The organism is Pseudokineococcus basanitobsidens, from assembly GCF_037482545.1.
Taxonomy (GTDB): Bacteria; Actinomycetota; Actinomycetes; order Actinomycetales; family Quadrisphaeraceae; genus Pseudokineococcus; species Pseudokineococcus basanitobsidens.
In genome coordinates this window covers 16,507-41,349 of the sequence record NZ_JBBIAA010000024.1, presented here as the reverse complement: position 1 = coordinate 41,349, position 24,843 = coordinate 16,507, and the positions used below count along the sequence as shown (strand labels likewise).

Annotated in this window: 22 protein-coding genes and 1 riboswitch; of the genes, 19 read left to right on the top strand and 3 right to left on the bottom strand. The window is 79.3% G+C overall.

Annotated features, from left to right (window positions below; genetic code table 11):
* Positions 1-650 precede the first annotated feature (650 nt).
* The 14 genes from WDZ17_RS14565 to WDZ17_RS14500 all read left to right on the top strand — a co-directional run bounded on the left by WDZ17_RS14565 (position 651) and on the right by WDZ17_RS14500 (position 15,554).
* A complete protein-coding gene (locus tag WDZ17_RS14565) occupies positions 651-1,268 on the top strand; it encodes a hypothetical protein (RefSeq protein ID WP_339575899.1) in 618 nt (205 codons plus the stop codon).
* The gene (locus tag WDZ17_RS14560) at positions 1,265-1,825 is read left to right on the top strand and encodes a tetratricopeptide repeat protein (protein ID WP_339575898.1); all 561 of its coding nucleotides are present in this window, start codon (positions 1,265-1,267) and stop codon (positions 1,823-1,825) included. The genes WDZ17_RS14565 and WDZ17_RS14560 overlap by 4 nt, the downstream gene beginning before the upstream one ends.
* Complete coding sequence (locus WDZ17_RS14555) at positions 1,818-2,813, top strand: HAD-IIA family hydrolase (protein WP_339575897.1); 996 nt, start codon at positions 1,818-1,820, stop codon at positions 2,811-2,813. Before WDZ17_RS14560 ends, WDZ17_RS14555 begins: the two co-directional genes overlap by 8 nt.
* A gap of 10 nt (positions 2,814-2,823) precedes the next feature.
* Positions 2,824-3,072 carry a hypothetical protein gene (locus WDZ17_RS14550; protein WP_339575896.1) on the top strand — a complete coding sequence of 83 codons (249 nt, stop codon included), beginning with the start codon at positions 2,824-2,826 and terminating at the stop codon, positions 3,070-3,072.
* A 26-nt stretch (positions 3,073-3,098) separates the two neighbouring features.
* Entirely contained in the window at positions 3,099-4,073 is a 975-nt protein-coding gene (locus tag WDZ17_RS14545) for a TlyA family RNA methyltransferase (RefSeq protein WP_339575895.1), read from the top strand.
* Positions 4,070-5,197, top strand: coding sequence for an NAD kinase (locus WDZ17_RS14540; RefSeq protein WP_339575894.1), 1,128 nt, complete (start codon positions 4,070-4,072; stop codon positions 5,195-5,197). Before WDZ17_RS14545 ends, WDZ17_RS14540 begins: the two co-directional genes overlap by 4 nt.
* 3 nt (positions 5,198-5,200) lie before the next feature.
* On the top strand, positions 5,201-6,910 hold the full coding sequence (gene recN / locus WDZ17_RS14535; protein WP_339575893.1) for a DNA repair protein RecN: 1,710 nt from the start codon (positions 5,201-5,203) through the stop codon (positions 6,908-6,910).
* A 52-nt stretch (positions 6,911-6,962) separates the two neighbouring features.
* Positions 6,963-8,162: a putative cytokinetic ring protein SteA gene (gene steA / locus WDZ17_RS14530; RefSeq protein ID WP_339575892.1), complete on the top strand. Its 1,200-nt coding sequence runs from the start codon at positions 6,963-6,965 to the stop codon at positions 8,160-8,162.
* 67 nt (positions 8,163-8,229) lie between these two features.
* A complete protein-coding gene (locus WDZ17_RS14525) occupies positions 8,230-9,243 on the top strand; it encodes a copper transporter (RefSeq protein ID WP_339575891.1) in 1,014 nt (337 codons plus the stop codon).
* Positions 9,240-10,154 (top strand): hypothetical protein, encoded by a 915-nt coding sequence (locus WDZ17_RS14520; protein WP_339575890.1) that lies wholly within the window; start codon positions 9,240-9,242, stop codon positions 10,152-10,154. Before WDZ17_RS14525 ends, WDZ17_RS14520 begins: the two co-directional genes overlap by 4 nt.
* A complete protein-coding gene (locus WDZ17_RS14515) occupies positions 10,151-11,968 on the top strand; it encodes a lipid II flippase MurJ (RefSeq protein ID WP_339575889.1) in 1,818 nt (605 codons plus the stop codon). The genes WDZ17_RS14520 and WDZ17_RS14515 overlap by 4 nt, the downstream gene beginning before the upstream one ends.
* Positions 11,965-13,122 carry a glycosyltransferase family 4 protein gene (locus WDZ17_RS14510; RefSeq protein WP_339575888.1) on the top strand — a complete coding sequence of 386 codons (1,158 nt, stop codon included), beginning with the start codon at positions 11,965-11,967 and terminating at the stop codon, positions 13,120-13,122. Before WDZ17_RS14515 ends, WDZ17_RS14510 begins: the two co-directional genes overlap by 4 nt.
* A 39-nt stretch (positions 13,123-13,161) precedes the next feature.
* The gene (gene pyrG / locus WDZ17_RS14505; RefSeq protein ID WP_422631996.1) at positions 13,162-14,898 is read left to right on the top strand and encodes a CTP synthase; all 1,737 of its coding nucleotides are present in this window, start codon (positions 13,162-13,164) and stop codon (positions 14,896-14,898) included.
* On the top strand, positions 14,895-15,554 hold the full coding sequence (locus tag WDZ17_RS14500) for an NUDIX domain-containing protein (RefSeq protein WP_339575886.1): 660 nt from the start codon (positions 14,895-14,897) through the stop codon (positions 15,552-15,554). The genes pyrG and WDZ17_RS14500 overlap by 4 nt, the downstream gene beginning before the upstream one ends.
* 87 nt (positions 15,555-15,641) lie before the next feature.
* Here WDZ17_RS14500 and WDZ17_RS14495 read toward each other — a convergent pair whose 3' ends face one another.
* A complete protein-coding gene (locus WDZ17_RS14495) occupies positions 15,642-17,474 on the bottom strand; it encodes a DNA polymerase (protein ID WP_339575885.1) in 1,833 nt (610 codons plus the stop codon).
* Positions 17,471-19,186, bottom strand: coding sequence for an ATP-dependent DNA ligase (locus WDZ17_RS14490; protein WP_339575884.1), 1,716 nt, complete (start codon positions 19,184-19,186; stop codon positions 17,471-17,473). Before WDZ17_RS14490 ends, WDZ17_RS14495 begins: the two co-directional genes overlap by 4 nt.
* Positions 19,187-19,293: 107 nt before the next feature.
* On the opposite strand from WDZ17_RS14490, the gene WDZ17_RS14485 reads away from it, so the two are divergent.
* From WDZ17_RS14485 to metX, 4 genes are all read left to right on the top strand, one after another.
* Positions 19,294-19,959 (top strand): hypothetical protein, encoded by a 666-nt coding sequence (locus WDZ17_RS14485; RefSeq protein ID WP_339575883.1) that lies wholly within the window; start codon positions 19,294-19,296, stop codon positions 19,957-19,959.
* A 107-nt stretch (positions 19,960-20,066) separates the two neighbouring features.
* Positions 20,067-20,495 carry a YkvA family protein gene (locus tag WDZ17_RS14480; RefSeq protein ID WP_339575882.1) on the top strand — a complete coding sequence of 143 codons (429 nt, stop codon included), beginning with the start codon at positions 20,067-20,069 and terminating at the stop codon, positions 20,493-20,495.
* Between the two features lie 351 nt (positions 20,496-20,846).
* Positions 20,847-22,076, top strand: a complete 1,230-nt coding sequence (locus WDZ17_RS14475) for a DUF4192 domain-containing protein (RefSeq protein ID WP_339575881.1) — start codon at positions 20,847-20,849, stop codon at positions 22,074-22,076.
* Between the two features lie 92 nt (positions 22,077-22,168).
* Positions 22,169-22,280: riboswitch (SAM riboswitch) on the top strand.
* Positions 22,281-22,314: 34 nt separating this feature from the next.
* Positions 22,315-23,625 (top strand): homoserine O-acetyltransferase MetX, encoded by a 1,311-nt coding sequence (gene metX, locus WDZ17_RS14470; RefSeq protein ID WP_339575880.1) that lies wholly within the window; start codon positions 22,315-22,317, stop codon positions 23,623-23,625.
* A 28-nt stretch (positions 23,626-23,653) separates the two neighbouring features.
* Here metX and WDZ17_RS14465 read toward each other — a convergent pair whose 3' ends face one another.
* A complete protein-coding gene (locus WDZ17_RS14465; protein WP_339575879.1) occupies positions 23,654-24,160 on the bottom strand; it encodes an NUDIX domain-containing protein in 507 nt (168 codons plus the stop codon).
* 220 nt (positions 24,161-24,380) lie between these two features.
* On the opposite strand from WDZ17_RS14465, the gene WDZ17_RS14460 reads away from it, so the two are divergent.
* Positions 24,381-24,797, top strand: coding sequence for a universal stress protein (locus tag WDZ17_RS14460; protein WP_339575878.1), 417 nt, complete (start codon positions 24,381-24,383; stop codon positions 24,795-24,797).
* Positions 24,798-24,843 lie beyond the last annotated feature (46 nt).

The window sequence follows — 24,843 nt, the reverse complement described above, 5'->3', positions numbered from 1 at the left end:
GGGTGGGGGTCGTTCGTCTCCTGGCCTCGTGCTGCTGGTCTTCTTCTCCTCGGAGGAGGGGGCTGGTGGTGCGGGTCGGGGACGGGCGGCCCCTTCTCGCATGCCCGGAGACCAGCAGCCGGTCGCGAGCGCCAGGTCACCTCCACGGACGCCGTCGTCCGAGGATGACTCGGCTCCGAGAGCGTCGTCGTGCGGTCCCCGGGTCGCCCGGGCGTCGCAAGCACGCTCCTCCGTCGACGTCGGGCCGGCACGGTCGGCGTGTGAGCGGCGGACGACGCGCGGCCGTCCGCTCGTGGGGCAGGCTGGTGCGCGGACGGACGAGAGGCGCCGCACGGGCGCTGCGCAGGAGGGCGGACATGGCAGACGATCGCGACCGGGGTGCGGGAGGTCGACGCCGTGGCGACGCCTCGGCCGCGGCGGCAGGGGACGACAGGCCGCCCCGCGGGCGGTACGGGACCGGCGCGCAGACGGGCGGGCGAGCGGGCGCAGCTTCTCGTCCGGCTCGGTCCGGGGGGCCCCGGGGGGCTGCGTCGGCGGGGTCGTCCCGGTCCGCGCCGGGCGACGCCGACGAGCGCCGCGCCGGACGTCCGCCCCGGCCTCGCGAGCCGGACGTCCCCGAGCAGGTCACCGGGGACGAGCTGGACCGCGAGGTGCGGCGCGACCTTGGGGGCCTGTCCTCGGAGAACGCGACGGCGGTGGCGCGGCACCTCGTGATGGTGGCCGAGCTCCTCGACGCCGACCCCGCGCGGGCGCTCGAGCACGCCCGCGCGGCGCAGCGACGCGCTGGGCGCGTGGGAGCCGTGCGGGAGGCGGCCGGTCTGGCCGCCTACCGCGCCGGCGAGTACGAGGAGGCGCTGCGCGAGCTCCGGACCGCGCGGCGCCTGACCGGCTCGCAGGTTCACCTGCCCGTCATGGCCGACTGCGAGCGGGGGCTCGGTCGGCCCGAACGTGCGCTCGACGCCGCCTCGGGGACGGGGGTGGACGCCCTGGACCGCGCCGGCCAGATCGAGCTCGCCATCGTCATGGCCGGTGCCCGGGGCGACCTCGGGCAGCACGACGCGGCCGTCCTGAGCCTCCAGCTGCCGGAGCTGGACTCCCGTGTCCCGGCAGAGCTCGAGGAGGCGCAGGAGCGCCTCCGCGAGGCGTACGACGACGCGCTCGTCGCCGCCGGGCGGCCCCCGCGCCGACGGGGGGGCGGAGGAGGCGGGGCGGCCGCGTCACCGGTCGACCAGGTCGACGACGGGGTCGTCTCCTGGGACGAGGCATGAGCGTCGCCCCGCAGGGAGCCGCCCCGGACGAGCCCGGCGGCGAGGACGCCCTCGGCACCTACGAGTGGCTCCAGCGGGGGATGCGCCTGCTGGAGGCCGGCCACGCCGCGGCAGCGGCCACCGTCCTGGAGCGGGTGGCGGCCGACGAGCCGCGGTCGGCCAGCGTCCTCGAGGCGCTGGGACGAGCCCAGTACACCGCCGGTAGGCCCGGTGCCGCCGTGACGACCTTCGAGCGGCTCGCCGACGTGGCGCCCGACTCGGACTACGCGAGGTTCGGGTACGGGCAGTCGCTACGACGGGTCGGTCGGCTGCCGCAGGCCGCCGAGCAGCTCGCCCTCGCGGTGGCGATGCGCCCCCACCGTCCCGAGTACGTCGAGGCCCTCGCCCGGGTGCGTGAGCTGCTCGCCCCCCGGGGGCTGCGCTCCGGCGGTGCCACGGCGACGTCCGGCCGGAGCCGGCCCGACGACGCGGACGCCGACCCCGGGGCCGGCGACGCGGCGGGGGACCGGGGCATCGAGATGCCCGGGTCGCAGGACCTCGGGGGCTCGCGTGGCTGACGCCGCCGGCACCACGCTCGTCGACGACGTCGAGGTCGTCCTGCTGGACCTGGACGGGACGGTCTACGCCGGGGGCCGTCCGGTGCCGGGGGCGGCCGAGGGGGTCGCCGCCTGCCGGGCCCGCGGGCTGCCGGTGCTCTTCGTGACGAACAACGCCTCCCTGCCGCCCGAGGACGTCGCCGACCACCTCCGTCGCACCGGCGTGCCGGCGTCCCCCGACGAGGTCCGGACGTCGTCGCAGGCGGGTGCCCGTCTCCTGCGGGAACGGGTGGGGCCGGGCGCCCGCGTCCTGGTCGTCGGCGGTCCCGGTACGGCGGTCGCGTGCCGGGAGCAGGGGCTGGAGCCCGTGACGTCGGCGGACGACGGGCCGGCGGCCGTGCTCCAGGGCTTCGGTCCCGAGGTCGGGTGGGCGGAGCTCACCGAGGCGGCCTACGCGATCCGCGCGGGCGCCCTGTGGGTGGCGACGAACACGGACACCGTGCTCGCCCGCGAGCGGGGCCTCGCCCTCGGCAACGGCAGCCTCGTCGCGGCCGTGCGGACGGCGACGGGCGCCGAGCCGCTGGTCGCGGGCAAGCCGCAGCGCCCGCTGCTCGAGGGCGCGGCCGCGGGCCGTCGGGCCCTCGTCGTCGGGGACCGCCTCGACACCGACGTCGCCGGCGCCCGCGCCGCGGGTCTCCCGAGCCTGTGGGTGTCCACGGGGGTGGACGACGTCCGCCGGCTCCTCGACGCGGCCCCGCACGAGCGTCCGGACCACCTGGGGGCCGACCTCGGGGCGCTGCACCGGGCGCCGGCGGCCACCCGGCGCGACGACCACGGCTGGCGGTGCGGCGACGCCGTGGTGGCCGTGGACGCGGGAGCGCTCGTCGCCCGCGACGGCGGCGAGCTGCTCGACCTGCTGCGCGCCGCGTGCGCCGCGCGCTGGGAGGTGGGGGACGTGCGGGTCCCGGACGACCTGCTCGAGCGGCTCGCCCCCCTCGACGCCCGGTAGCGTGGCCGGGGTGAGTGCCGGCGACCTCCCCGCGCGTGCCGCGGGCGGACCACGCCCGGTCCCGAGCCCGCCCGGCCCGGCCGGGGGGCAGCGCGCCACCGGGGACCCCGGAGACGGCGCGGACGGGCGCGCCGGCACGGACGACGTCCTCGCCGACCTGGAGGCCCTGCCCGCCGACGCCCCGGTGCTGCAGCAGGCGGAGGTCCTCGAGGACCTGCAAGAGCGGCTGGCGCAACGCCTGTCCGGCGCCGCCCGGTGACGGGGCCGCGCCGCCGCCGCCTGGACGTGGAGCTCGTCCGCCGCGGCCTCGCCCGCTCGAGGACCGAGGCGGCGGACCTCGTCGGCGACGGGGCCGTGCTCGTGCGGGGCAGCCGTGCCGCGAAGGCCTCGACCCAGGTCGAGGTCGCCGCCGCGATCGTCGTCGCGCCGGTGCAGCCCCACGAGGGGCCGGCCGGGTCCGGTCGCCGGTGGGCGAGCCGCGGTGCCCACAAGCTGCTGGGCGCCCTCGAGGCCTTCCCGGACGTCGAGGTCGCGGGGCGCACCGCCCTGGACGCCGGTGCTTCCACGGGCGGCTTCTGCGACGTCCTGCTCGACCGCGGGGTCGCGCGGCTGCTGGCCGTCGACGTGGGGTACGGCCAGCTGGCCTGGCCGGTGCGCAACGACGAGCGCGTCGTCGTCCTCGACCGCACGAACGTGCGCTCGCTGGTCCCCGACGACGTGCGCCGCGCCCTCGGCGAGCTGCCGTCGCTGGTCGTCGCGGACCTGTCCTTCATCTCGCTGCGGCTGGTCCTGCCCGTCCTCGCGGCGTGCAGCGCCGCGGGCGCCGACCACCTGCTCATGGTCAAGCCGCAGTTCGAGGTGGGCCGCGAGCGGCTCGGCGCGGGGGGTGTGGTGCGAGACGTCGAGGCGCGCGTCCGGGCGGTCCTCGACGTCGCCCGGGCCGCCGGCGACGGCGGGCTCGGCGTCGTCGGCTGCGCGGCGAGCCCGCTGCCGGGGCCGAGCGGGAACGTCGAGTACTTCCTGCGGCTCCGGTCCCCCGGCGACGCGGGGAGCGGACCGGGCCCGGCGGTGGACGACCTCGACGGGCTCGTGCGCTGCGCCGTGGCGGCGGGGCCCACCGGCGCCGGCGTCGACCCGGACGTCGACCCAGGCGTCGACCCAGGCGTCGACCCAGGCGTCGACCCAGGCGTCGACCCAGGCGTCGCCACAGGCCGGGCGCCGGACGGCCCGACGACCACGACGAGGAGGCGGCGGCCGTGACGACCGGCGGCACCGAGACCGGCCGCACCGAGACCGGCCGCACCGAGACCGGCGGCACCGAGACCGGCGGCACCCGACCGGTCGACCGGTCGACCGGCCCGGACCAGCCCGACGGGGGGCGCGACGTCTGCGAGCTCGGCGCGACGGGGGAGCGCACCGTCCTCGTCCTCACGCACACCGGTCGGGAGAGCGCCGTGAGCGCGGCCCGCGAGCTCGTCGAGCTGCTGCGCGACGCCGGGCTGCGGCCGGTGATGCTCGCCGACGAGGTGACGGAGATCCCGGGGGTCGAGGACGTCCCCGTGCTGGACCTGTCCGACGTGGAGGACCACGTCGTGCTCGGCGCCGAGATGGTCGTCGTCCTCGGCGGCGACGGCACGATCCTGCGCGCCGCGGAGCTCGTCCGGCACCGCCCCGTGCCGCTGCTCGGGGTGAACCTCGGCCACGTCGGCTTCCTCGCCGAGAGCGAGCGCGACGACCTCGCCCGCACGGTCGGGCGCATCGCCGCCCGCGACTACGTCGTCGAGGAGCGGATGACGCTCGACGTCCGCGTCCTGCGCGACGGCGAGTGCCTCAGCACCTCCTGGGCCGTCAACGAGGCGAGCGTGGAGAAGGCCGACCGGGAGCGGATGCTCGAGGTGGTCACCGAGGTGGACGGGCGCCCCGTGTCAGTCATCGGCTGCGACGGCGTCGTCATGGCGACGCCGACCGGCTCCACCGCCTACGCCTTCTCCGCCGGGGGGCCGGTGGTGTGGCCGGAGGTCCAGGCCCTGCTCATGGTGCCCATCTCGGCCCACGCCCTGTTCGCCAAGCCGCTGGTCACCTCGCCGCGGTCGGTGCTGGCCGTCGAGGTGCTCTCGCGCACGGCCGGGGGCGGGGTCCTGTGGTGCGACGGTCGGCGCACGGCTCAGCTCCCGCCGCGCTCGCGCATCGAGGTGACGCGGGGCGAGCACCCCCTGCTGCTGGCGCGCCTGACCGAGGGGCCCTTCACCGACCGGCTCGTCGCGAAGTTCCGGCTGCCCGTCGAGGGCTGGCGCGGACCCGACGACGGGGCACCCGCCGAGGCGGGCGGCCCGTCGGGGACGCCCCGCGGCGCACCGGCTCCCCGCGCCGCCGACGAGGGCTGAGGCGTGCTCGAGGAGATCCGCATCCGCGACCTCGGGGTCATCGAGGGCTCGACGCTGGAGCTCGGCGCCGGCCTCACGGTCCTCACCGGGGAGACCGGCGCCGGCAAGACGATGGTCGTCACGAGCCTCGGGCTGCTGCTCGGCGAGCGGGCGGACGCCGGTGCCGTCCGCTCGGGCGCCCGGTCGGCGGTGGTCGAGGGCCGCTTCACGCTGCCCGAGCGGGGCGGCGCCGCCACCCGCGCCACCGAGGCGGGCGCCGAGCTCGACGGCTCGGGCGGCGGCCGGGCCGAGCTGCTCGTCGCCCGCACGGTCGCGGCCGGGGGGCGCAGCCGCGCCCACGTCGGCGGCCGCGCCGTCCCGAACGGGCTGCTGGGCGAGCTCGCGGACGACCTCGTCGCCGTCCACGGCCAGAGCGAGCAGGTGCTCCTGCGTTCCCCGCAGCGCCAGCGGGAGGTCGTGGACGCCTCCGCGGGCGAGGAGGTCGCGGAGCCGCTCGCGGCCTACCGCCGGGCCTACGAGCGCCACCGGGCCGTCCGCGCCGAGCTCGACGAGATCCGGACCCGGGGTCGCGAGAGGGCGCAGGAGGCCGACCTGCTGCGCCACGGCCTGGAGCGGGTCGAGCGGGTCGACCCGCAGCCCGGCGAGGACCTCGCCCTCGCGCAGGAGGCCGAGCGGCTCACCCACGCCGAGGACCTCCGGCTCGCGGCCGCCACGGCGCGTGCCGCGCTCACGGGGGACGACGAGGGTGCGGGGGAGGCCGGGGACGCCGTCTCGGCGGTCGAGGGCGCGCGCCACGCCCTGGACGCCGTGCGGGCCCACGACCCGGAGCTCGCCGCGCTGGCCGACCGGCTGGCCGAGGTGTCCGTCCTCGTCGTCGAGGCCGGCGCCGACGTCGCCGCGCACCTGGCGACGCTCGAGGCGGACCCGGCGCGGCTCGCGGCCGTGCAGGACCGCCGCGCCGAGCTCGGGCCGCTGCTGCGCGCCTACGGGGAGGACGCGAGCGCGGTGCTCGCCTGGGCCCGGGAGGCCTCGGCCCGCCTGCTCGCCCTCGAGGGCGACGACGACCGGCTCGCGCAGCTGGGCGCCGAGGAGGCCACGCTCGCCGCCGAGCTGGACGAGCTGGCGGGCCGGCTGCACGCCGCGCGGACGGCGGCCGGGCAGCGGCTGGCCTCGGCCGCCACCCAGGAGCTCGCCGCCCTCGCGATGGGCGGCGCACGCCTGGTCGTGCGCGTCGAGCGCACCGACCGCCTCACCCCCGTCGGCGGCGACGACGTCTCCCTGCTCCTGGCCGCGCACGCCGGGGCGGAGCCGCGACCGCTGGCGCGCGGCGCGTCCGGCGGCGAGCTCTCCCGCGTCATGCTCGCCCTCGAGGTCGTCCTCGCCCAGGCCGACCCGGTGGAGACCTTCGTCTTCGACGAGGTGGACGCGGGCGTGGGCGGCCGGGCCGCCGTCGAGATCGGCCGCCGCCTGGCGGCCCTCGCCGAGCGCGCCCAGGTCCTCGTCGTCACGCACCTGCCCCAGGTGGCCGCCTTCGCCGACCACCACCTCCTCGTGGAGAAGGGCGGCGACGGCAGCGTCGTCGCGAGCGGCGTCCGGGCGCTCGACGACGACGGCCGGGTCGTCGAGCTGGCACGGATGCTCGCCGGCCAGGGCGGCAGCAGCAGCGCCCGCGCCCACGCCGCGGAGCTGCTCGAAGGAGCCCGGCGCCGGTGAGCCCGGCGGTGCGCCGCCGGTCGTGGTGCCCGACGTGGGACCATCCACGGCGATGAGACGAGTGCTGCGCCGCCGACCCGGCACCTCCGGGGCCCCCGCCGGTGCGGGCGGGGTCCTGCGCGTCGACCGTCGCACGAAGGACCTCACCAAGCGGCTGCAGCCCGGGGACGTCGCCCTCGTCGACCACGAGGACGTCGACCGCGTCGCCGCCGACGCCCTCGTGGCGGCCCGTCCCTCCGCGGTCGTCAACGCCGCGGCCAGCACCTCGGGGCGCTACCCGAACCTGGGTCCGCAGATCCTCCTCGAGGCGGGCGTCGTCCTCCTGGACGGCGTGGGCGCGCGCGTGCTCGACGAGCTCTCCGAGGGGCAGCGGGTGCGGGTCGAGGGCGACCGGCTGCTCCTGCTCGACGCCGACGGCGGGGAGCGCGTCGTGGCGACGGGCACCCGGCAGAGCGCCGAGAGCGTCGCCGCCGCCATGGAGGCCGCGCGGGCGGGCCTGTCCACCCAGCTGGAGTCCTTCGCGGCCAACACGATGGAGTACATGCTCCGCGAGCGGGACCTGCTCTTCGACGGGGTCGGCATCCCCGACGTGCGGACGTCCTTCACCGGCCGGCAGGCGCTCGTCGTCGTCCGCGGCTACCACTACCGCGAGGACCTCGCGACGCTGCGGCCCTACATCCGCGAGTACCGACCCGTGCTCGTCGGCGTCGACGGCGGCGCCGACGCCGTCCTGGAGGCCGGCCACCGGCTCGACATGGTCGTCGGCGACATGGACTCGGTCTCCGACGCCGCCCTGACCAGCGGCGCGGAGGTCGTCGTGCACGCCTACCGCGACGGCCGTGCGCCGGGCCTGGAGCGCGTGCGGGCGCTCGGGGTCGACCCCGTCGTCTTCCCCGCCACGGGCACGAGCGAGGACGTCGCGATGATGCTCGCCGACGACCGCGGCGCCGAGCTCATCGTCGCCGTCGGCACGCACGCCACCCTCGTGGAGTTCCTCGACAAGGGCCGCGCGGGCATGGCCAGCACGTTCCTCACCCGGCTGCGGGTGGGCGGCAAGCTCGTCGACGCGAAGGGCGTCTCCCGGCTCTACCGCCAGCGCATCACCACCGCCCAGGTGGCCGCCCTGCTGGTCGCGGGCCTGCTGGCCCTCCTCGTGGCCCTGCTCGCGACGTCCGCCGGCCAGACGGTGCTCGTCCTCGTGCTGGCCCAGCTCGACGGCCTCCTCGCCCCGCTGCGGGCGTGGGCCGGGTGAGCGCCGGCCCGACGGGGTCCCCGCCGCCCCCCGCCCCCCGCCCCGCCGCGCCCGCAGGAGCCCTCCGGTGATCGACTTCCGCTACCACCTCGTCTCGCTGGTGAGCGTCTTCATCGCCCTCGCCATCGGCGTGGTCCTCGGCGCCGGCCCGCTGCGGGACTCGATCGGCGACACGCTCAGCAGCCAGGTGGACCTGCTGCGCGACGACCGGGTCCAGCTGCAGGACCAGGTGACCTCGCTCACCTCCGAGGTCGAGGGGCGCGACGCGACCATCGAGGCGCTCGCCCCCGCCGCCGTCGACGGCGCGCTCACGGGTACCAGGACGGTGGTCCTCACCCTGCCCGGCGCGGACGCCGACCTCGCCGGGGAGCTCGCGGACGACCTCGAGGACGCCGGCGGCGACGTCACGGGCGTCGTCGCGGTGCAGCAGGCGTGGACCGACCCCGACGGCGCCGACGCGCGCCGGCGGGTCGTCGCGTCGCTGCCGGAGCTGGCGCTCGCCCCCGTCGCCGGGGAGGACCCCGAGATCTCCACCGCCCTGGCCGCGGCGCTGGCCGGCTCCGTGACGACGCCGGACGCCGCCCTCGTCGGGACGGCCTCGGCCACGGGCACGCAGGTGCTCGACGCGCTCGTGGCCGCGGACCTCGTGGCGCTGCGGGGGGACCCCTCCCTGCGGGCCGGCAGCGCCCTGGTCGTGGCCCCGGGCGGGGGGTCGGTCGCCGTCACGGCGAGCGCCGACGGCGCGGCGACCGTGGCGGACGCCGACCTCGGCCTCCTCTCGGCGCTCGCCGACACCGCCGGCGCCGTCGTGCTGACCAGCCCGGAGGGTGCCGCGCCCGGCACGGGCCTGCTCGCGGCCCTGCGCGGCGACGACCTCGCCGCCACCGTCAGCGGCGTCGACGACGCCGGGACCGCGGCGGGTGCTGTCGGCGTCGTCCTCGCCCTGCGCGAGCAGGTGGAGGGCGGAGCCGGCCAGTACGGCGCGCGGTCCGGGGACGGTGGCGTCCTGCCGCCGCTGCCCCAGGGCTCGACGGCGGCGGCCGAGCCGCCGGACGACGAGCCGGGCCAGGAGGACGGGTGAGCAGCCGCGCCCGGCCCGCGGCCGTCGCCGCCACCGCGGCCGCGCTCGGCTGGGGCGGTGCGCAGCTCCTGCGGCGCCGTCCGGCCGGGGCGCGCTGGGAGCGCACCAACCACCGGGGTACCCCCCTCACCCTCCTGGAGGGGCCCGCCCTCGCCCTCGGCTCCCTCGCCGGTGTCGCGGTGGCGCCGCTGCCGCCGCGTGCCCGCGCCGGCGCGGCCCTCGTCACGGGGGCGGCCGCCGCGCTCGGCGCCGTCGACGACCTGGTGGGCTCCGCCGACGCGAAGGGGCTGCGGGGCCACCTCGGGGCCCTCGCGCGCGGACGGCTGACGACGGGCGGGCTCAAGGTGCTCGGCATCGGCGCCGCCTCGCTCGCCGGGGCGGCGCTCGTCGACGGCCCGCGTCGCGGCGCCGCGTCCCCGGCGCCCGCTCGCGCCGCCGACCGCCTCGTGGCGGGGGCGCTGGTCGCCGGGACGGCGAACCTCGTGAACCTCCTCGACCTGCGGCCGGGCCGGGCGCTCAAGGCGGTGCTCCTGCTCGGGCACCTCGTGGGCGGCGCCGGCGTCCCGGGATCGCGACCCGCGGGCCCGCTCGCCGCCGCCGGCGCCGGGTCCGCCGCGGTCCTGCTGCTGCCGGACCTGCGCGAGCGGGGGATGCTCGGCGACTGCGGCGCCAACGCCGCGGGGGCGCTGCTGGGGGCGGCCCTGCTGACGCGGACGCGCTCGCGCACCGCCCGCGGCGGCGTCCTCGCCGCGGTGCTCGCGCTGACCGCCGCCTCGGAGCGCGTCAGCTTCACCCGCGTCATCGAGGGGACGCCCGTCCTCGCGGCGCTCGACCGGCTGGGGCGCCGACCCCCGGCCCCGCCGTCCGCCGGGCGCGTGGGCCCCTCGGTGCAGCGCCCCGCCGGTCCGTGAGGTCGCTCGGCCGCGGCCTGCTCGGCGCGGCCGCGCTCATCGCCGTCCTCACGGCGCTCGCGCGCCTCGTCGGCTTCGCGCGCGGACTCGTGTTCACGGCCACCGTCGGGAACACCAGCGCCGTCGGCGAGGCGTACAACGCCGCGAACACCGTCCCCAACGTCCTCTTCGAGGTCGTCGCCGGGGGGGCCCTGGCCGGCGCGGTCGTGCCGCTGCTCGCGGGACCGCTCGCCCGGGGCGAGCGCGGGCACGTCGACCGCGTCGTCGGGGCGCTCGTCGGCTGGGCCCTGCTCCTCCTGGTGCCGGCCGCGGTGGCCGTCGCGCTGCTCGCGGGCCCGCTGGCCGCGCTGCTGCGCCCGGGCGCCGACGCCGCCGACCAGCGTGCCCTCGTCGCGCTCATGCTCGTCGTCTTCGCCCCGCAGGTCGTCCTCTACGGCCTCGGGGTCGTGCTCACGGGCACGCTGCAGGCGCAGCGGCGCTTCGCCTGGCCCGCGGTGGCCCCGCTGGCCTCCAGCCTCGTGGTCGTCGGGACCTACCTGGGCTACGCCGCCGTCGCGGGCGGGACGGCGGGCGGCGACGCGCCAGGTGCCGCCGTCGCGGTGCTCGCGGGCGGCACGACGCTCGGCGTCGTCGTGCTCACGCTGCCGCTCCTGCTCCCCGTCCTGGCCGGCGGGGTGCGACCCCGGCCGAGCCTGCGGTTCCCGCCCGGCGTCCTGCGGCGGGCGCGCGGGCTCGCGGCGGCGGGACTGCTCGCGCTGCTGGCCCAGCAGGCCGCCGTCCTCACCGCCCTGGTGCTCGGGGGGAGGCTCGGGGACCCGGCACCCGGGTCGTTCAGCGTCTTCGTGCAGGTCGTGCAGCCCGTCGCGCTGCTGCCCTACGCCGTCCTCGCCGTGCCGCTGGCCACGAGCGCCTTCCCCCGCCTCGCGGAGCTGGCCGCCCGCGGGGACGGGGCGGGCTACGCCCGGACGGCTGCGCTGTCCACGCGGGCGGTCGTGCTCGTGGCCCTCCTCGGCGCGGCGGTGCTGGCGGCAGCCGCGCCGGCGGTCCGCTCGCTGTACGTCCTGCTCGACGCGGCGGGCCCGAGCGGGTCGACCGCCTACGGCGCAGTGTCCGCGGCGGTGACGGCCGTCGCCCCCTCGCTGCTCGGGCTGGCGCTCGTCGCGCACGTCGGGCGGGCCCTGTACGCGCTCGAGCGCGGCCGGGCCGCCGCCTCGGCGACCGTGACGGGGTGGCTCGTCGTCGTCGTGGCCCAGGTCGTGCTGGCCGCGGCGCTGCCCGGGCAGGACCGGGTGGTGGCCATGGCCGGCGGCACGAGCGCCGGCATGGTCGTCGCCGCGCTGCTGCTGCTGCGGGCGCTGGGGCGCGCGGCGGGGCCCTCCGCGCTCGCGGGCGTCGGCCGGACGGCCGCCGCCGCGTCGTCGGCCGCGCTGCTCGGCGCGGTCGCCGGGAGGGTCGTCGTCGTCGCCCTCCTCGGGCCCGCCGACGCGGGGGCCGACGCGGGGGCCGGTGCGGGGGCGGGGGCGTCCGCCGCGGTGGGCGTCGTCGCGGCGGGGGCCGCGGGCGCCGCGGTCGCCGCCGCCGTCGTCGCGGCGGTCGTGCTCGTGCTCGACCGCCGTGCGGGGGCGGCCGTCCTCGACCGGCTCCGCCGCCGCGGCGCCCCGCCGGGCCCGACCGGCACGGGGACGGCCGCCGACGGGCCCGGTGCCGACGGGGCCCGTGTCGACGGGTCCGGTGACGTCGGGTCCGGTGCCGACGGGACGCAGCAGGAGGCCGCGCCGCGGGAGCGCGGGCGGCCGGGGGAGGAGCGGGGATGAGGGTCGTCCTGGTCACCGGTCACGCCACGGGCGGCGTCGCCGGCCACGTCGCCGGGCTCGCGGACGGGCTGGGCGAGGCCGGTGTCGAGGCGGCCGTCGCGACGAGCGGGGTGACGGCCGCCCGCTGGCGCCGGCTCGGCCTCGTCGCCGCGGCGCCGGTGCACGAGCTGTGGCCGTCGCCCCGGCACCCGGTGCCCGCGCTGCGGCGCCTGCGCCGGCTGCGTGCGCTGCTCCTGGGCGCCGACGTCGTGCACGCCCACGGCCACCAGGCCGGGCTGCTGGTGGCGCTCCTGCTGCGCGGCGCCCCCGGGAGCGGTCGGCGCGGGCCGGCGCTCGTCGTCACCTGGCACAACGCGGTGCTCGGGCCCGACGGGGTCGGGCGGTCGCTGCGGGGCCTGGCCGAGCGCGTGCAGGCCCACCGCGCGGACCTGGTGACCGGCGCCTCGGGCGACCTCGTGGCGCGGGCGCGGGCGCTCGGTACCCGGTCGCCCGAGCTGACGCCCGTCGCCGTCCCCGACCGCGCCTCCCGAGGCGGGCACGAGCGCGGCGGGCCCGTCCCCGCGCCGCCGCCGCCCGCGCTGGAGGACGTGCCGCCCGGCACCGCCGTCGTGCTCACGGTCAGCCGCCTCGCCGAGCAGAAGGACCTGCCGACGCTCGTGCGCGCCGCCGCCCGCGCGGGGCAGGCGTCGGCCGCGCCCCTGCTGTGGTGCGTCGTCGGCGACGGCGACCCCGACGTCGAGCGGCGCGTGCGGCGCCTGGTGGCCGACCTGGGCGCGCCGGTGCGGCTGCTGGGCGCCCGCGACGACGTGCCGGCCCTGCTCGCCCGGGCGGACGTCTTCGCGCTGTCCAGCACCTGGGAGGCGAGGTCCCTCGCCGTGCAGGAGGCGATGGCCGCCGGCCTGCCCGTCGTCGCCACCCGCACGGGCGGGCTGCCGGACCTGCTCGAGGGCGTCGGCGCCCTCGTGCCGGTGGGCGACGACCGCGCGCTCGCGGCGGCCGTCGCCCGGCTGGTGGACGACCCCGGCGCCCGCGAGGCCGCCGGCCGCGCCGCCCGGGAGGCCTTCGCCGCGCTGCCCGGACCCGCCGACGTCCTGCGGGGGTGGGTCGACCGCTACGCCCGCCTCGTGCGCGACCGTGGACCGGCCCGGACCTGACCTCCGGGCGGCGTCGTGGGCACCGGCGGCCGCGGGGCGCTGATACCGTCGAACCCCGTGGCAGATCGCGGTCTCTCCCGGTCAGGCGGCGCGCTCGGCAGCGGCACGCGGCACATCTTCGTCACCGGTGGGGTGGCCTCGTCCCTGGGGAAGGGGCTGACGGCCTCCAGCCTCGGGCACCTCCTGCGGGCCCGCGGCCTGCGGGTGTCCATGCAGAAGCTGGACCCCTACCTCAACGTCGACCCCGGGACGATGAACCCGTTCCAGCACGGCGAGGTCTTCGTCACCGACGACGGGGCGGAGACCGACCTCGACATCGGCCACTACGAGCGCTTCCTCGACGTCGACCTCGACGCGGCGGCCAACATCACGACCGGCCAGGTCTACTCCGAGGTCATCGCCAAGGAGCGGCGCGGGGAGTACCTCGGCGACACCGTGCAGGTGATCCCGCACATCACCGACGAGATCAAGGCGCGGATGCGCGCCAAGGCCCAGCCCGGGCCGGACGGCGAGCCGGCGCCCGACGTCATCATCACCGAGGTCGGCGGCACGGTCGGTGACATCGAGTCCCTCCCCTTCCTCGAGGCCGCCCGGCAGGTGCGCCGCGACGTCGGCCGCGACGACGTCTTCTTCGTCCACGTCTCGCTCGTGCCCTACATCGGGCCGAGCGGGGAGCTGAAGACCAAGCCCACGCAGCACTCGGTGGCCGCGCTGCGCAACATCGGGATCCAGCCCGACGCCGTCGTCTGCCGCTCGGACCGACCGATCCCCGAGGGCATCAAGCGCAAGATCGCCAGCAGCTGCGACGTCGACGAGGCCGCCGTCGCCAACGCCGTCGACGCGCCGTCCATCTACGACATCCCCAAGGTGCTGCACGCCGAGGGGCTCGACGCCTACATCGTCCAGCGGCTCGGGCTGCCGTTCCGGGACGTCGACTGGAGCGAGTGGGACCGGCTCCTGCAGCGGGTGCACGCCCCGCGGCACACCGTCCGGGTCGCGCTCGTCGGCAAGTACGTCGACCTGCCCGACGCCTACCTGTCCGTCACCGAGGCCCTGCGCGCCGGGGGCTTCGCCGCCGACGCCCGCGTCGTCCTCCAGTGGGTCGCCTCGGACGAGTGCGCGAGCCCCGACGGCGCCCGCCGCGCCCTCTCCGGCGTCGACGCCGTCTGCGTGCCCGGCGGCTTCGGCGTCCGCGGCATCGAGGGCAAGCTCGGCGCGCTGACGTGGGCCCGGGAGCACCGCGTCCCCACGCTCGGCCTGTGCCTCGGGCTGCAGTGCATGGTCATCGAGGCCGCCCGCTCGCTCGCGGGGCTCGAGGGCGCCTCCAGCTCTGAGTTCGACCCCTCCACGCCGCACCCCGTCGTCGCCACGATGGAGGAGCAGAAGGCCTTCGTCGAGGGGGCGGGCGACCTCGGGGGCACCATGCGCCTCGGGCTCTACCCGGCGGCGCTGACGCCCGGCTCGGTCGTGGCGCAGACCTACGGCAGCGAGCTCGTGCACGAGCGCCACCGGCACCGCTACGAGGTGAGCAACGCCTACCGCGAGCAGCTCGAGGCGTCCGGCCTCGTCGTGTCCGGGCAGTCGCCGGACCGGGCGCTCGTGGAGTTCGTCGAGCTCCCCCGCGAGGTGCACCCGTACTACGTGGGCACGCAGGCGCACCCCGAGTTCCGGTCGCGCCCGACGCGCGCGCACCCGCTGTTCGCCGGTCTCGTCGAGGCGGCCGTGGCCCGCCAGCGCGAGGAGCGGCTCGTCGAGGTCGACGAGGTGCTCGCGTGAGCGCCGACGAGCGGGACGAGGCGGCCGGGCCCCTGGCCGACGTCCTCGCCCCACGGCCCGTGCGCTCCTCGGAGGTCGTCTTCGACGGCGCCGTCTGGGACGTCGCGAGCGAGCGCGTCGACCTCGGCGGCGACGAGCCGGTGCGGCGCGACAAGGTCGTGCACCCGGGTGCGGTCGGCATCCTCGCGCTCGACGAGGACGAGCGGGTGCTGCTGCTGCGCCAGTACCGCCACCCCGTGCGGCACGAGCTGTGGGAGGTGCCCGCGGGCCTGCTCGACGAGCCGGGGGAGGCGCCGCAGGACGCCGCCGCCCGGGAGCTGCGGGAGGAGGCCGACCTCGTCGCCGGCCGCTACGACGTGCTCGCCGAGTGGTACAGCACGCCCGGCGGCTCGGACGAGGCGCTGCGCGTGTACCTGGCCCGCGACCTCGCCCCCGTGCCCGAGGGCGAGCGCTTCGCCCGCGAGCACGAGGAGGCCGACATGGTGCTGCGCTGGGTCCCGCTCGACGAGGCCGTCGACGCCGTGCTCGCCGGGCGCCTGCACAACCCCACGGCCGTCGTCGCGCTCCTCGCCGCCTCCGCCGCCCGCGCCCGCGGGTGGGCCACGCTGCGCCCCGCGGACGCGCCCTGGCCGGCCTTCGACCAGCGCCGCGCCTGACCCCGGGCCCGACGCCTCGCCGGTCCCGGACGCCGACCCCGGACGCCGACCCCGGGCCGGCCCCGGACGCCGGGCACGGGTGACGGCTCAGCCCTTCGCCTGGGACCACCGCTCGACGACCGCGACGTCGGCGGTGAAGCGCACCGGTGGTCCGCCTACCGCCCGGCACCAGCGGGAGGACGCGGCGCCGAGGTCGGCCACGAGCTCGCGCGCGACCCGCTCGGCCGCGCCGGCACGGACGTGGAGCAGGAGCTCGTCGTGCAGGCACAGGACGACCTCCCCGTCCTCGCCCGCCAGCAGGCGGGCGCGCACGGTGGCGGCCCACGCCTTGAACAGCTCCGCCGCCGACCCCTGGACGACGGCGTTGCGCGTGTAGCGGCCCCGGGCGGCCAGCGCCTGGCGGTGCCGGTCCAGCGCGACGGTCCCGGCCTCGACGGGCACGTCGTCGACCGCGCGGCCCCGGACGCGGCGCCCCCCGGCGGTGCGGACGTCCTCGCCCGCGGCGCCGCGGCGCGCCGCGTCCACGAGGAAGCCCGTCGCCACCGGGTAGGCGCGCTCCATGGCGGCGAGCGCCTCGCCGGCGGCGCCGCTGGTCTGGCCGTACATCGCGGCGAGCACGGCGACCTTCGCGACCTCCCGGGCGACGCCGAGGCGGGCGGCGACGGGGGAGTAGAGGTCGTCGGCCTCCGCGGCGCGCGCCAGGCCCGCGTCGCCGGAGACGACGGCGAGGACCCGCGGCTCCACCTGCCCGAGGTCGGCCCGCACGAGCAGGTGCCCCGGTTCGGCGCGGACGGCGCCGCGCAGCTCGCGCGGGAGGCTGTGGACGCCGCCGGAGGCGGTCATCCGACCGGCGCCCCCGTCGCTGGCCGACCAGGACGCGCGCAGCCGCCCGCCGGCGACGTGCTCCTCGAGCCACCGGTGCCCGGAGGCGACGGCGAAGCGCTCCCGCTGCCGCCAGGCCAGCAGCGCGGCCAGCACCGCGGGCGCGCCGGGCTCGGCCGCCATCTGCTCCAGCCGCCACGAGCGCGTGTCAGGCAGGTCCAGGCCGAGCTCCTCCAGCGCCGCCCGCACCTGGTGCGGGCTGCGGAGGTCCACCCCCGGGTCGCCCAGCAGCGCGAGGACCGGGGCGTCCCGGTCGGCGCGGCGGGCCGCCGCCTCGCGCTCGTCCCGCGGCGGCGGGCCGACGAGACGGTCGACGACCTCGCGCGCCGCGGCGACGTCGAAGGGCAGCCCGCCCGCGCCCAGCTCGACGGCGAGCAGGGCGGCGGCGGACTCCGACCGGGCCGTCTGGAGAGCACCGGCGGACCCCGCCCCGGCGCCCGCGGTCAGCTGCGCGTGCTGGCGCCCCGCCGTGGCGAGCGCTAGCGCCGCCCACCGGGCCGCCCGCCGCGGGGTGTCCGACCAGCCGCCGTCGGCCCAGTCGCCCCGCACGTGGCCGTCCGCGCGCAGCGGCCCGTCGTCCTCCTCCGGCACGTCGGTGGCCCCGTCACCGGCGAGGTCCAGCTGGCCCGCGGCGGGAGCCCCCCGCGGGTCGAGCCCGGCGGCGTCGGCGTGCACGGTCGACGGGGCGTCCTCGGCGCCGCCCGCGAGCAGGCGGTGGACGGCGACGAGGTCCCAGGCCCGCGCGAGGCGCAGGTCGGGCGCCACCCGCAGGAGGGGGACCAGCAGCTCCCGGGAGGACCACAGCACCCAGCGGGGCGAGCGATCGCGCTCGAGCGCGGCGAGCACGGCGGAGGCCTCGACCGGCCCGCGGGCCGGGACGGCCCAGGCTCGGCGGGCGTCGGCGAGCCCCAGGCCCGAGGGGCCGCGCACGACGGCGAGCAGGTCGTCGGCCGCCGGTGGCGGTGCGCCGCGCCCGTCCTCGCGCGCGGCGGCACCGGCGCCGGTGCCGGCACCGCTGTCCCTGGGGCCGTCGTTCACGCCGGGCCGGCGGCGGCCGCGTGCAGGCGCTCGAGCTCCTCGACGACGTCCGCCTCCGCCGCGGGCTTGTCGGGCCGGTGCGCGAGCACGCGCGCGAAGCGCAGGGCGAGGCCGGCGGGGTAGCGGGGCGAGGTCTGCACCCCGTCGAGGGCGATCTCGACGACGAGCTCGGGCCGCACGCGCACGACCCCGCCCTCGTCGGCGACGGCGAGGGCGCGCAGGCGCTCGGTCTGCCAGGCGAGCATGGTGTCGGTCAGACCCTTGAACGTCTTGCCGAGCATGACGAAGCCGCCCTCGGGACCGAACCTGCCGTGCGGGTCGCGGGCGCCGAGCCACAGGTTCGACAGCGTGCCCCGCCGGCGCCCGGAGCCGTGCTCGACGGCGAGGACGACGAGGTCGAGCGTCAGGCGCGGCTTGACCTTGACCCACGCGGCGCCGCGCCGTCCGGCCGCGTACGGAGCCTGCGCCGCCTTGACGACGACGCCCTCGTGCCCGAGCGCCAGCGCCGCGGCGGAGAGCGCCGCGGCCGCCGCCGGGTCCTCGGCGGAGCCCGCCACGCCGGGGACCGCGAGGTCCGGCGCGAGGTCGAGCAGCACCTCGCGCCGGCGGAGCTGCGGCGCGTCGAGCAGGTCCTCGCCGTCCCGGTGCAGGACGTCGAACAGCACGAGCTGCAGCGGGTCGGGGGACCCGGTGCCGTCGGCGCCCGCGGCGGCCGGCCCACCGGGGTCGCCGGGTCGACGCGTGGCCACCCGCGAGGACGTCTGCTGGAACGGCGCGGGTCGCCGTGCCCGCCACGGCGCCGCCCCGGCCCCGGTCCCGGCCTCGGTCCCGACCTCGGACCCGCCGCCCGCGTCCCCGGTCGAGGCCTCCGTCCCCTCGTCGTCCGGGCCCCGGCGGCGCAGCGCCAGCACCTCGCCGTCGAGGACGAGGGTGCGCGCGGGCAGGGCCGCCACCGCGGCGACGACCTCGGGCAGGCGCGCGGTGACCTCCTCGAGGGTGCGGGTCCAGACCCGGACCCCCTGCTCGTCGCGGTGCACCTGGACCCGCACGCCGTCGAGCTTCCACTCCACGAGTGCCGTCCCGGTGCGCTCCAGGGCAGCCGCCAGCGAGGGCGCCGACGCCGCGAGCATGGGGGAGACGGGGCGTCCGAGGCGAAGGGCGACGGCCGCGAGGGCGCTGCGCGCCGCGTCCGGGTCGGCCGCGCCCAGCGCGGTGGCGGCCACCTCGGCGACGTCCCCGGAGAGGGTCAGCGCCCGGCGCACGGCGGCGGCGGGGACCCCGGCGGCCAGCGCCAGCCCCTCGACGAGCACGCCGCGCTGGGCGCCCTGGCGCAGCTCGCCCGAGACGAGGCCGGCGACGAGGCGCTGCTCGGGGGCCGTGGCCGCGGCGAGCACGTCCTGCAGCAGCCGGCGGCGGCGCCCGTCGGCGCCGGTCCCGGACTGCACGGCCGCCGAGGCCATCGCGGTGTCCACGTCGAGGACCTCGAGCACGGGCTCCGTCGCGGGGGACGGCGGGTCCGCGAGGGAGCGCCACCCCAGGCCCGTGCGCCGCTGCCGCAGCTCGCCCTCCAGGTAGCGGACGACGACCTCTCGCTCGTCGGCCCCGCCGGAGGCCGCCGCGCGCAGCACCCCCGCGACGACCTCCGCCTTCGCGCGGCGCGACGACGTGGCGGCGACCTCCTCGAGCGAGGCGGCGAGCACGGAGAGCAGCACGCGGCCATCATGGGGGCGCCCCCCGACATCCCGGGGCGCCGGGCGGCCGGGGAGCCGCCCACCGCGCCGCCGACCGCGGCACCACCCGCGCCCGTACCGGAGGACCCATGCCAGACCGCGAGACCGCACCCGAGGCCGACGACCGGGAGAAGGCGGCGTCCGGGCTCGTCCACCGCCTCGTCGACCTCGGCATCCGCGGCGTCGGCCCGCTGGACGCCGCGCACGAGGTGGCCGACGCCGCGCTGCGCTCCGCGGACGGCGACGTCGAGGACGCCGTCCGCCGGCTCGCGCGCTCCCACCTGCGCCTCGCCGGCGTGGAGGGCTTCGTCACCGGCCTCGGCGGGCTCGTCACGCTGCCCGTCGCGCTGCCCGCGAACGTCGTCGGCTTCTACGCCCTGGGGACCCGCCTCGCCGCCGGGACCGCCCACCTGCGCGGGTACGACCTGCAGGACGCCGGCGTCCGCGCCGCCGTCCTGGACAGCCTCGTCGGGGCCGGGAGCTCGCTGCCGGTCGCCGGTGCCGGCGGGGGCCTGCTGTCGCGGACCCTGCTGCGCGGTCTGCCGGCGCCGGCGCGCATGGCCGTCAACAAGGGCGTCGGCTTCCGTCTGCTCGGCCAGATGGGCGCGCGGACCCTGGGCCGGCTGGGCCGCTTCGTGCCGGTGGCCGGCGGCGTCGTCGGCGCCGGCGCCGACGCGTGGCTCATGCGCGGGATCGGCCGTCGGGCGCAGGAGGACTTCCCGGCCGGCGGGCTCGGCGGGCTCGCGCGGCGCTGAGCGCACGTGCGCGTCCCGGCCGCCGTGGCCGGGGCAGCCGGGGCGGGCTCGACGGGCGGCGGGCCGCCTACCCTGGAGACCCGCCCGAGGCCCCCAGGAGGACCCCCGTGACCGCATCCACGCACTCCGCCGGCGCCTTCCGCGCCCTCGCCGCCGCCTTCTGGCGCTCGCGCCGGGCGGGTGACCCGGGCCTGCCGGACCAGCTCTCCGCGCTGCCGCGCCTCGTCGTCGCCACGCTGCGCGGGCGCTACCCCGGCACGACCGCGCGCAAGCTCGGGCTCATGGCGCTGGCCGTCGTCTACGTGGTGTCGCCCGTCGACCTCGTGCCCGAGGCCGTGCTCCTGCTGGCCGGCTTCGCGGACGACGCCCTGGTGCTCGCCTGGCTGGCCGGCGCCGTGCTCGACGAGACCAGCGCCTTCCTGCGCTGGGAGTCCTCCACGGCTGCTGACGGCCCCGAGCGCGGCGGCGCCACCGCGAGCGGCCCGTCCGCCCGCGCCCCCCGCGGCGAGACGGTCGAGGGCCACGTCGTCGTCTGACGCCGCGCCGACGTCGCCGTCGGGCGTCCGCCGGGCGCCGTGACGGAGCCTGCCCCCGGGTCCCGCGCAGGACTCCTCCCCCCGGACCGCCCCGGACGGGCCGCTCCCGGGAGGGCCGCTCCCGGAGAGGCCGGCGGCGCGGGGCCTGTGGACGACCGCTGCGGGACCCCGCGTCCCGGGGCCACCCTCCGGCGCATGACGACGTCTCCGCAGCCCTCCTCCCGCCGCCGACCGAGCCGGGGCGGGCGGGCCCGGCGCCCCGGCCCGACCCCGTCGTCGACGGGGCCGGTCCCGCCGGTCGGCCGACCGTCCGGCGGCCCCTGCACGCAGCCGCCCGAGGTGGTCCTGCGCGTGCAGGACCCGCGTGACCTCCTCGCCCTCGTCCCGCACCAGCTTGGCTTCCGCCCCGAGCGGAGCCTCGTCCTCGTGAGCCTGCGCGGCGGGCGCCGCCGCGTCGGGCTGGTCGTGCGCGCCGACCTGCCCGACCTCACGGTGCAGCGGCGACGGGCCCTCGCCCGGCGGTGCGTGGACGGCGACCTCGTCGAGGAGGTCGGGGCCGTCCTCGACCGGCTCGTCGCGCTGGTGCGGCAGGACGGCGCGTCGGCCGTCGTGGCCGTCGTCTACGAGCCGGCGCCGGAGCCGGACCCCCTCGCCGCCGTCGACCCGCGGGAGGCGGGCCTGCCCGGCCTCGTCGAGGCGCTCCTCGGGCCGGCGTGCGCGTCGGCGGGGGTGCCGCTGATGGACGCCTGGTGGGTGGACGGGAGCCGCTACCGGTCGCTCGGCTGCCGCGACGAGCGCTGCTGCCCCGCGGACGGCGTCCCGCTCGCGGCGCTGGACTCCAGCGTCGTGGCGGCGGAGATGGTCTCGCGCGGGTCCTCGCCGCTCGGCTCCCGCGCGGAGCTGGTGCGGGACGTCGCCGCCGCGCCGACGGCCGCGTGCGCGGACGCCCGCCGCGGAGCGGCCGCGGAACGCCGCCGGCTGCTGCGCTGCTCCCAGGACGCGGCACGGGCCGCGCGGGTGCGCGGCGAGGCGGTCGCCGCCTTCCGCCGGGCCGCCGAGGTCGAGCGGCTCGCCGCGGCCGCTGCCGCCGGGAGCACCTCGGGCGTGCGGGAGGAGCGGCACGACCCGGTGCTGCTCGGGCGGCTGGGCGCGAGCCTGCGCGACCCCTGGGTGCGCGACGCGGTCCTCGTCTCCTGCCTCGAGGGTGCCGGCGACCTGCCGGAGCAGATGGCCCTCACGGGCCCTGACGAGCGGGCCGAGGCGCTCCTGGAAGGCGTGGTCGGCGCGCCCGAGGGGGCGCGCGAGCCGGTGCACGAGGTCCTCGACCCGGTCGTGGCCGTCCTGGCGGCCGTCGTTCGCCACCTGCCGGGCGCCGACGGGGCCGACGCGCTGGGTGCGCTCGCGTGGTCGGCCTGGTGGTGCGGGGACGGCGCCCGTGCCGTCGTCTGCGCCGAGCGGGCGCTGCAGGTCCGCCGGGCCTGCCCGATGGCGCGCCTCGTGCTCGACCTCGTCGACGCCGGTGCGGCGCCGGCCTGGGTGCGGGCCCGGCGCGTCCTCGACGCGGAGGCGTCCCGGGGCTGACGGGTCGCGCACGACCGGTGGTGGGGCGCCGACGGTCGTGGCGCCCGAGGCGGCTTGAGGGCGTCGCGCCGCGCCGGGTAGCGTCGAGGGCAGGTCATGAGTCCCAGCGCGGAGCCCCGGCTCGCTGGGCGGCAACCCTCCTCCGCGGTGGGGTGCCCCGGGTGATGACCGGGCCCGCCGGTCCGCGGCGGGCAAGCGCGGGCCGGCGACGCACGGCCCCTCACGACCGGAGGCCGCCGTGGCCGTCACCTCCTCGCCCGCCGCGGCGGTCCGGACCTCGCGCGCCGGCTCGGCTCCGTGCCCGCCTCCGTCCGCGGCCACGGCCCCGTCCACGTCCCCGCCTCCGTCCGCGGCCCCGCCTCCGTCCGCGGCCCCGCTTCCGTCCGCGGGCCCACCGCCGGCGAGCGGTGCCTGGTTCCCGGGGGAGCCCGTCGGCGACCGTCGGTCGGTCGCGGTGGGGGACCTCCGCCTGGAGTCGGGCCGGGTGCTGCCCGACGTCGAGATGACCTACGAGAGCTGGGGGGTGCCGGACGAGGACGGCGGCAACGTCGTCCTCGTCTGCCACGCGCTCACCGGGGACAGCCACGTCGTGGGTCCCCAGGGGGAGGGCCACCCGACGCCCGGGTGGTGGGAGGGCCTCGTGGGTCCCGGTCTGCCGCTGGACACCGACCGGTGGTGCGTCCTCGCGCCGAACGCCCTCGGGGGGTGCCGCGGCACGACGGGCCCGGCCTCGCCGTCGCCGGACGGACGGCCCTGGGGCAGCCGCTTCCCGGCCGTCACGGTCCGCGACCAGGTCGCGGCCGAGGAGGCGCTCGCCGACGCGCTCGGCGTCGGGTCCTTCGCCCTCGTCGTGGGCGGCTCGATGGGCGGCATGCGCGCGCTGGAGTGGGCCGTCGGCGCCCCCGACCGGGTGCGGCGCGTCCTCGTCCTCGCGGCGTGCGCGGAGGCGAGCGCGGACCAGATCGCCTGGGCCGCGGCCCAGCTCGCCGCGATCGAGGGGGACCCCGGGTACGCGGGCGGCGACTACCACGGCGCCCCGGCCGGCACGGGCCCCCACCACGGGCTCGGGGTGGCGCGCCGCATCGCCCACACGACCTACCGCAGCGCGCAGGAGGTCGACGCGCGCTTCGGCCGCCGGGCGCAGGAGGGCGAGGACCCCGCCCGGGGCGGGCGCTACGCCGTCGAGTCCTACCTCGACCACCACGCCGACAAGCTCGTCCGGCGCTTCGACGCGGGCAGCTACGTCGTCCTGACGCGCGCGATGAACGGCCACGACGTCGGTCGCGGGCGTGGTGGGCGCGCCCGTGCCCTGTCCCGGGTCACGGCGACGCCGCTCGTCGCCGCCGTCAGCTCCGACCGTCTGTACCCGGTCGCCGCCGGCGAGGCGCTCGCCGACGACCTGCCGGGCGCCGGCCCCGTGCACGTCATCACCTCGCAGGCCGGGCACGACGGGTTCCTCGTCGAGGTGGACGCCGTGGGCGCGCTCGTGCGGGACCTGCTGGGGCGGCCCGGTGGCCCCGGACGCACCGGGGGCCGGCCGCGCCTGTGACGTGCGAGGCCGGGCGGCGCGGGGTGGCTCAGGGCGGCAGGTCGGCCTCCGCCCACCGCCTGAGCCCCGGCCACGTCGTCGCCAGGCCCGGGTGCAGCGGCAGGTCGGCCACGTGCGCCAGGGCGACCCAGCGCACCTCGTCGGACTCCGCGGTCGCCGCGTGCGGGCGCTGCACCGGGGCGTCGGCGCGCAGCCGTGCCAGCACGACCGTGTAGCGCCACGTCCCGAGGTCGGCCGTCACGCGCTCGTCGAGCACCTCCACGGCGGCGGGGTCCAGCCCCGTCTCCTCGTGCGCCTCGCGCAGCGCGCCGGCGACGGCGTCCTCGTGGCTGTCGAGGGCGCCCCCGGGGACGCCCCAGGTGCCGCCGAGGTGCGTCCACCCCGCCCGCAGCTGCAGCAGGACGGCGCGACCCCCGGCGTGCCCCGACGCCCGCCGGCGGGCGCCCCCGTCGACGAGCAGGAGGCCGGCGGCCCCGAAGCGGCCCCAGCGGCGCTCGCCGGAGGCCGAGACGACCCACCCGTCCCCGTCACCCACCCGTGCCCCCCGCGCCGTCGCCGGTCGTCCCCGCCGGTCGTCCACGCCGGTGGTCCACGTCGGGCACGCTACGCAGCCGGTCGAGGGCGCCGCCCGTCCCGCGCGCGCGTGCTCGCCCCGAATCCACCCGTCGGAGGGGACCGGTCGGGAGGGCGGTGTCGGGTAGCGTCCGCGGCGCGACCGCGGCGGCCGGCCGGGGGACCCGCACCGAGGAGGCCTCATGACCGTGGTCGTCGGGTACGTGCCGACGCGGGAGGGCAGGGCGGCCCTCGCGGCGGGCCTGGCCGAGGCCTCCCGCCGTGCCGCGCGCGTCGTCGTCGTCGACAACCGGCGCGCGGACCCGGACGACCCGGACCCGGAGGGCACCAGCGCCCGCGCCCTCGACGAGCTCCGGCCGCAGGTCGAATCTGCCCTCGGCTCCGGGGACGACGCACCGCCCTACGAGCTGCGCACGCTCTCGCCCGGCTCGGAGCCCTCGGAGGACCTCATCGCGGTCGCCACCCAGGCCGGCGCCAGCCTGGTCGTCATCGGCCTGCGCCGCCGCACGCCCGTCGGGAAGCTGATCCTCGGCTCCGGGGCGCAGCGCATCCTCTTCGACGCGCCCTGCCCCGTCCTGGCGGTCAAGCCCCCGGCCTGACCCGTCGCCCGGTCCGTGAGGGCGGGCGACCACCTCCCCGACCACC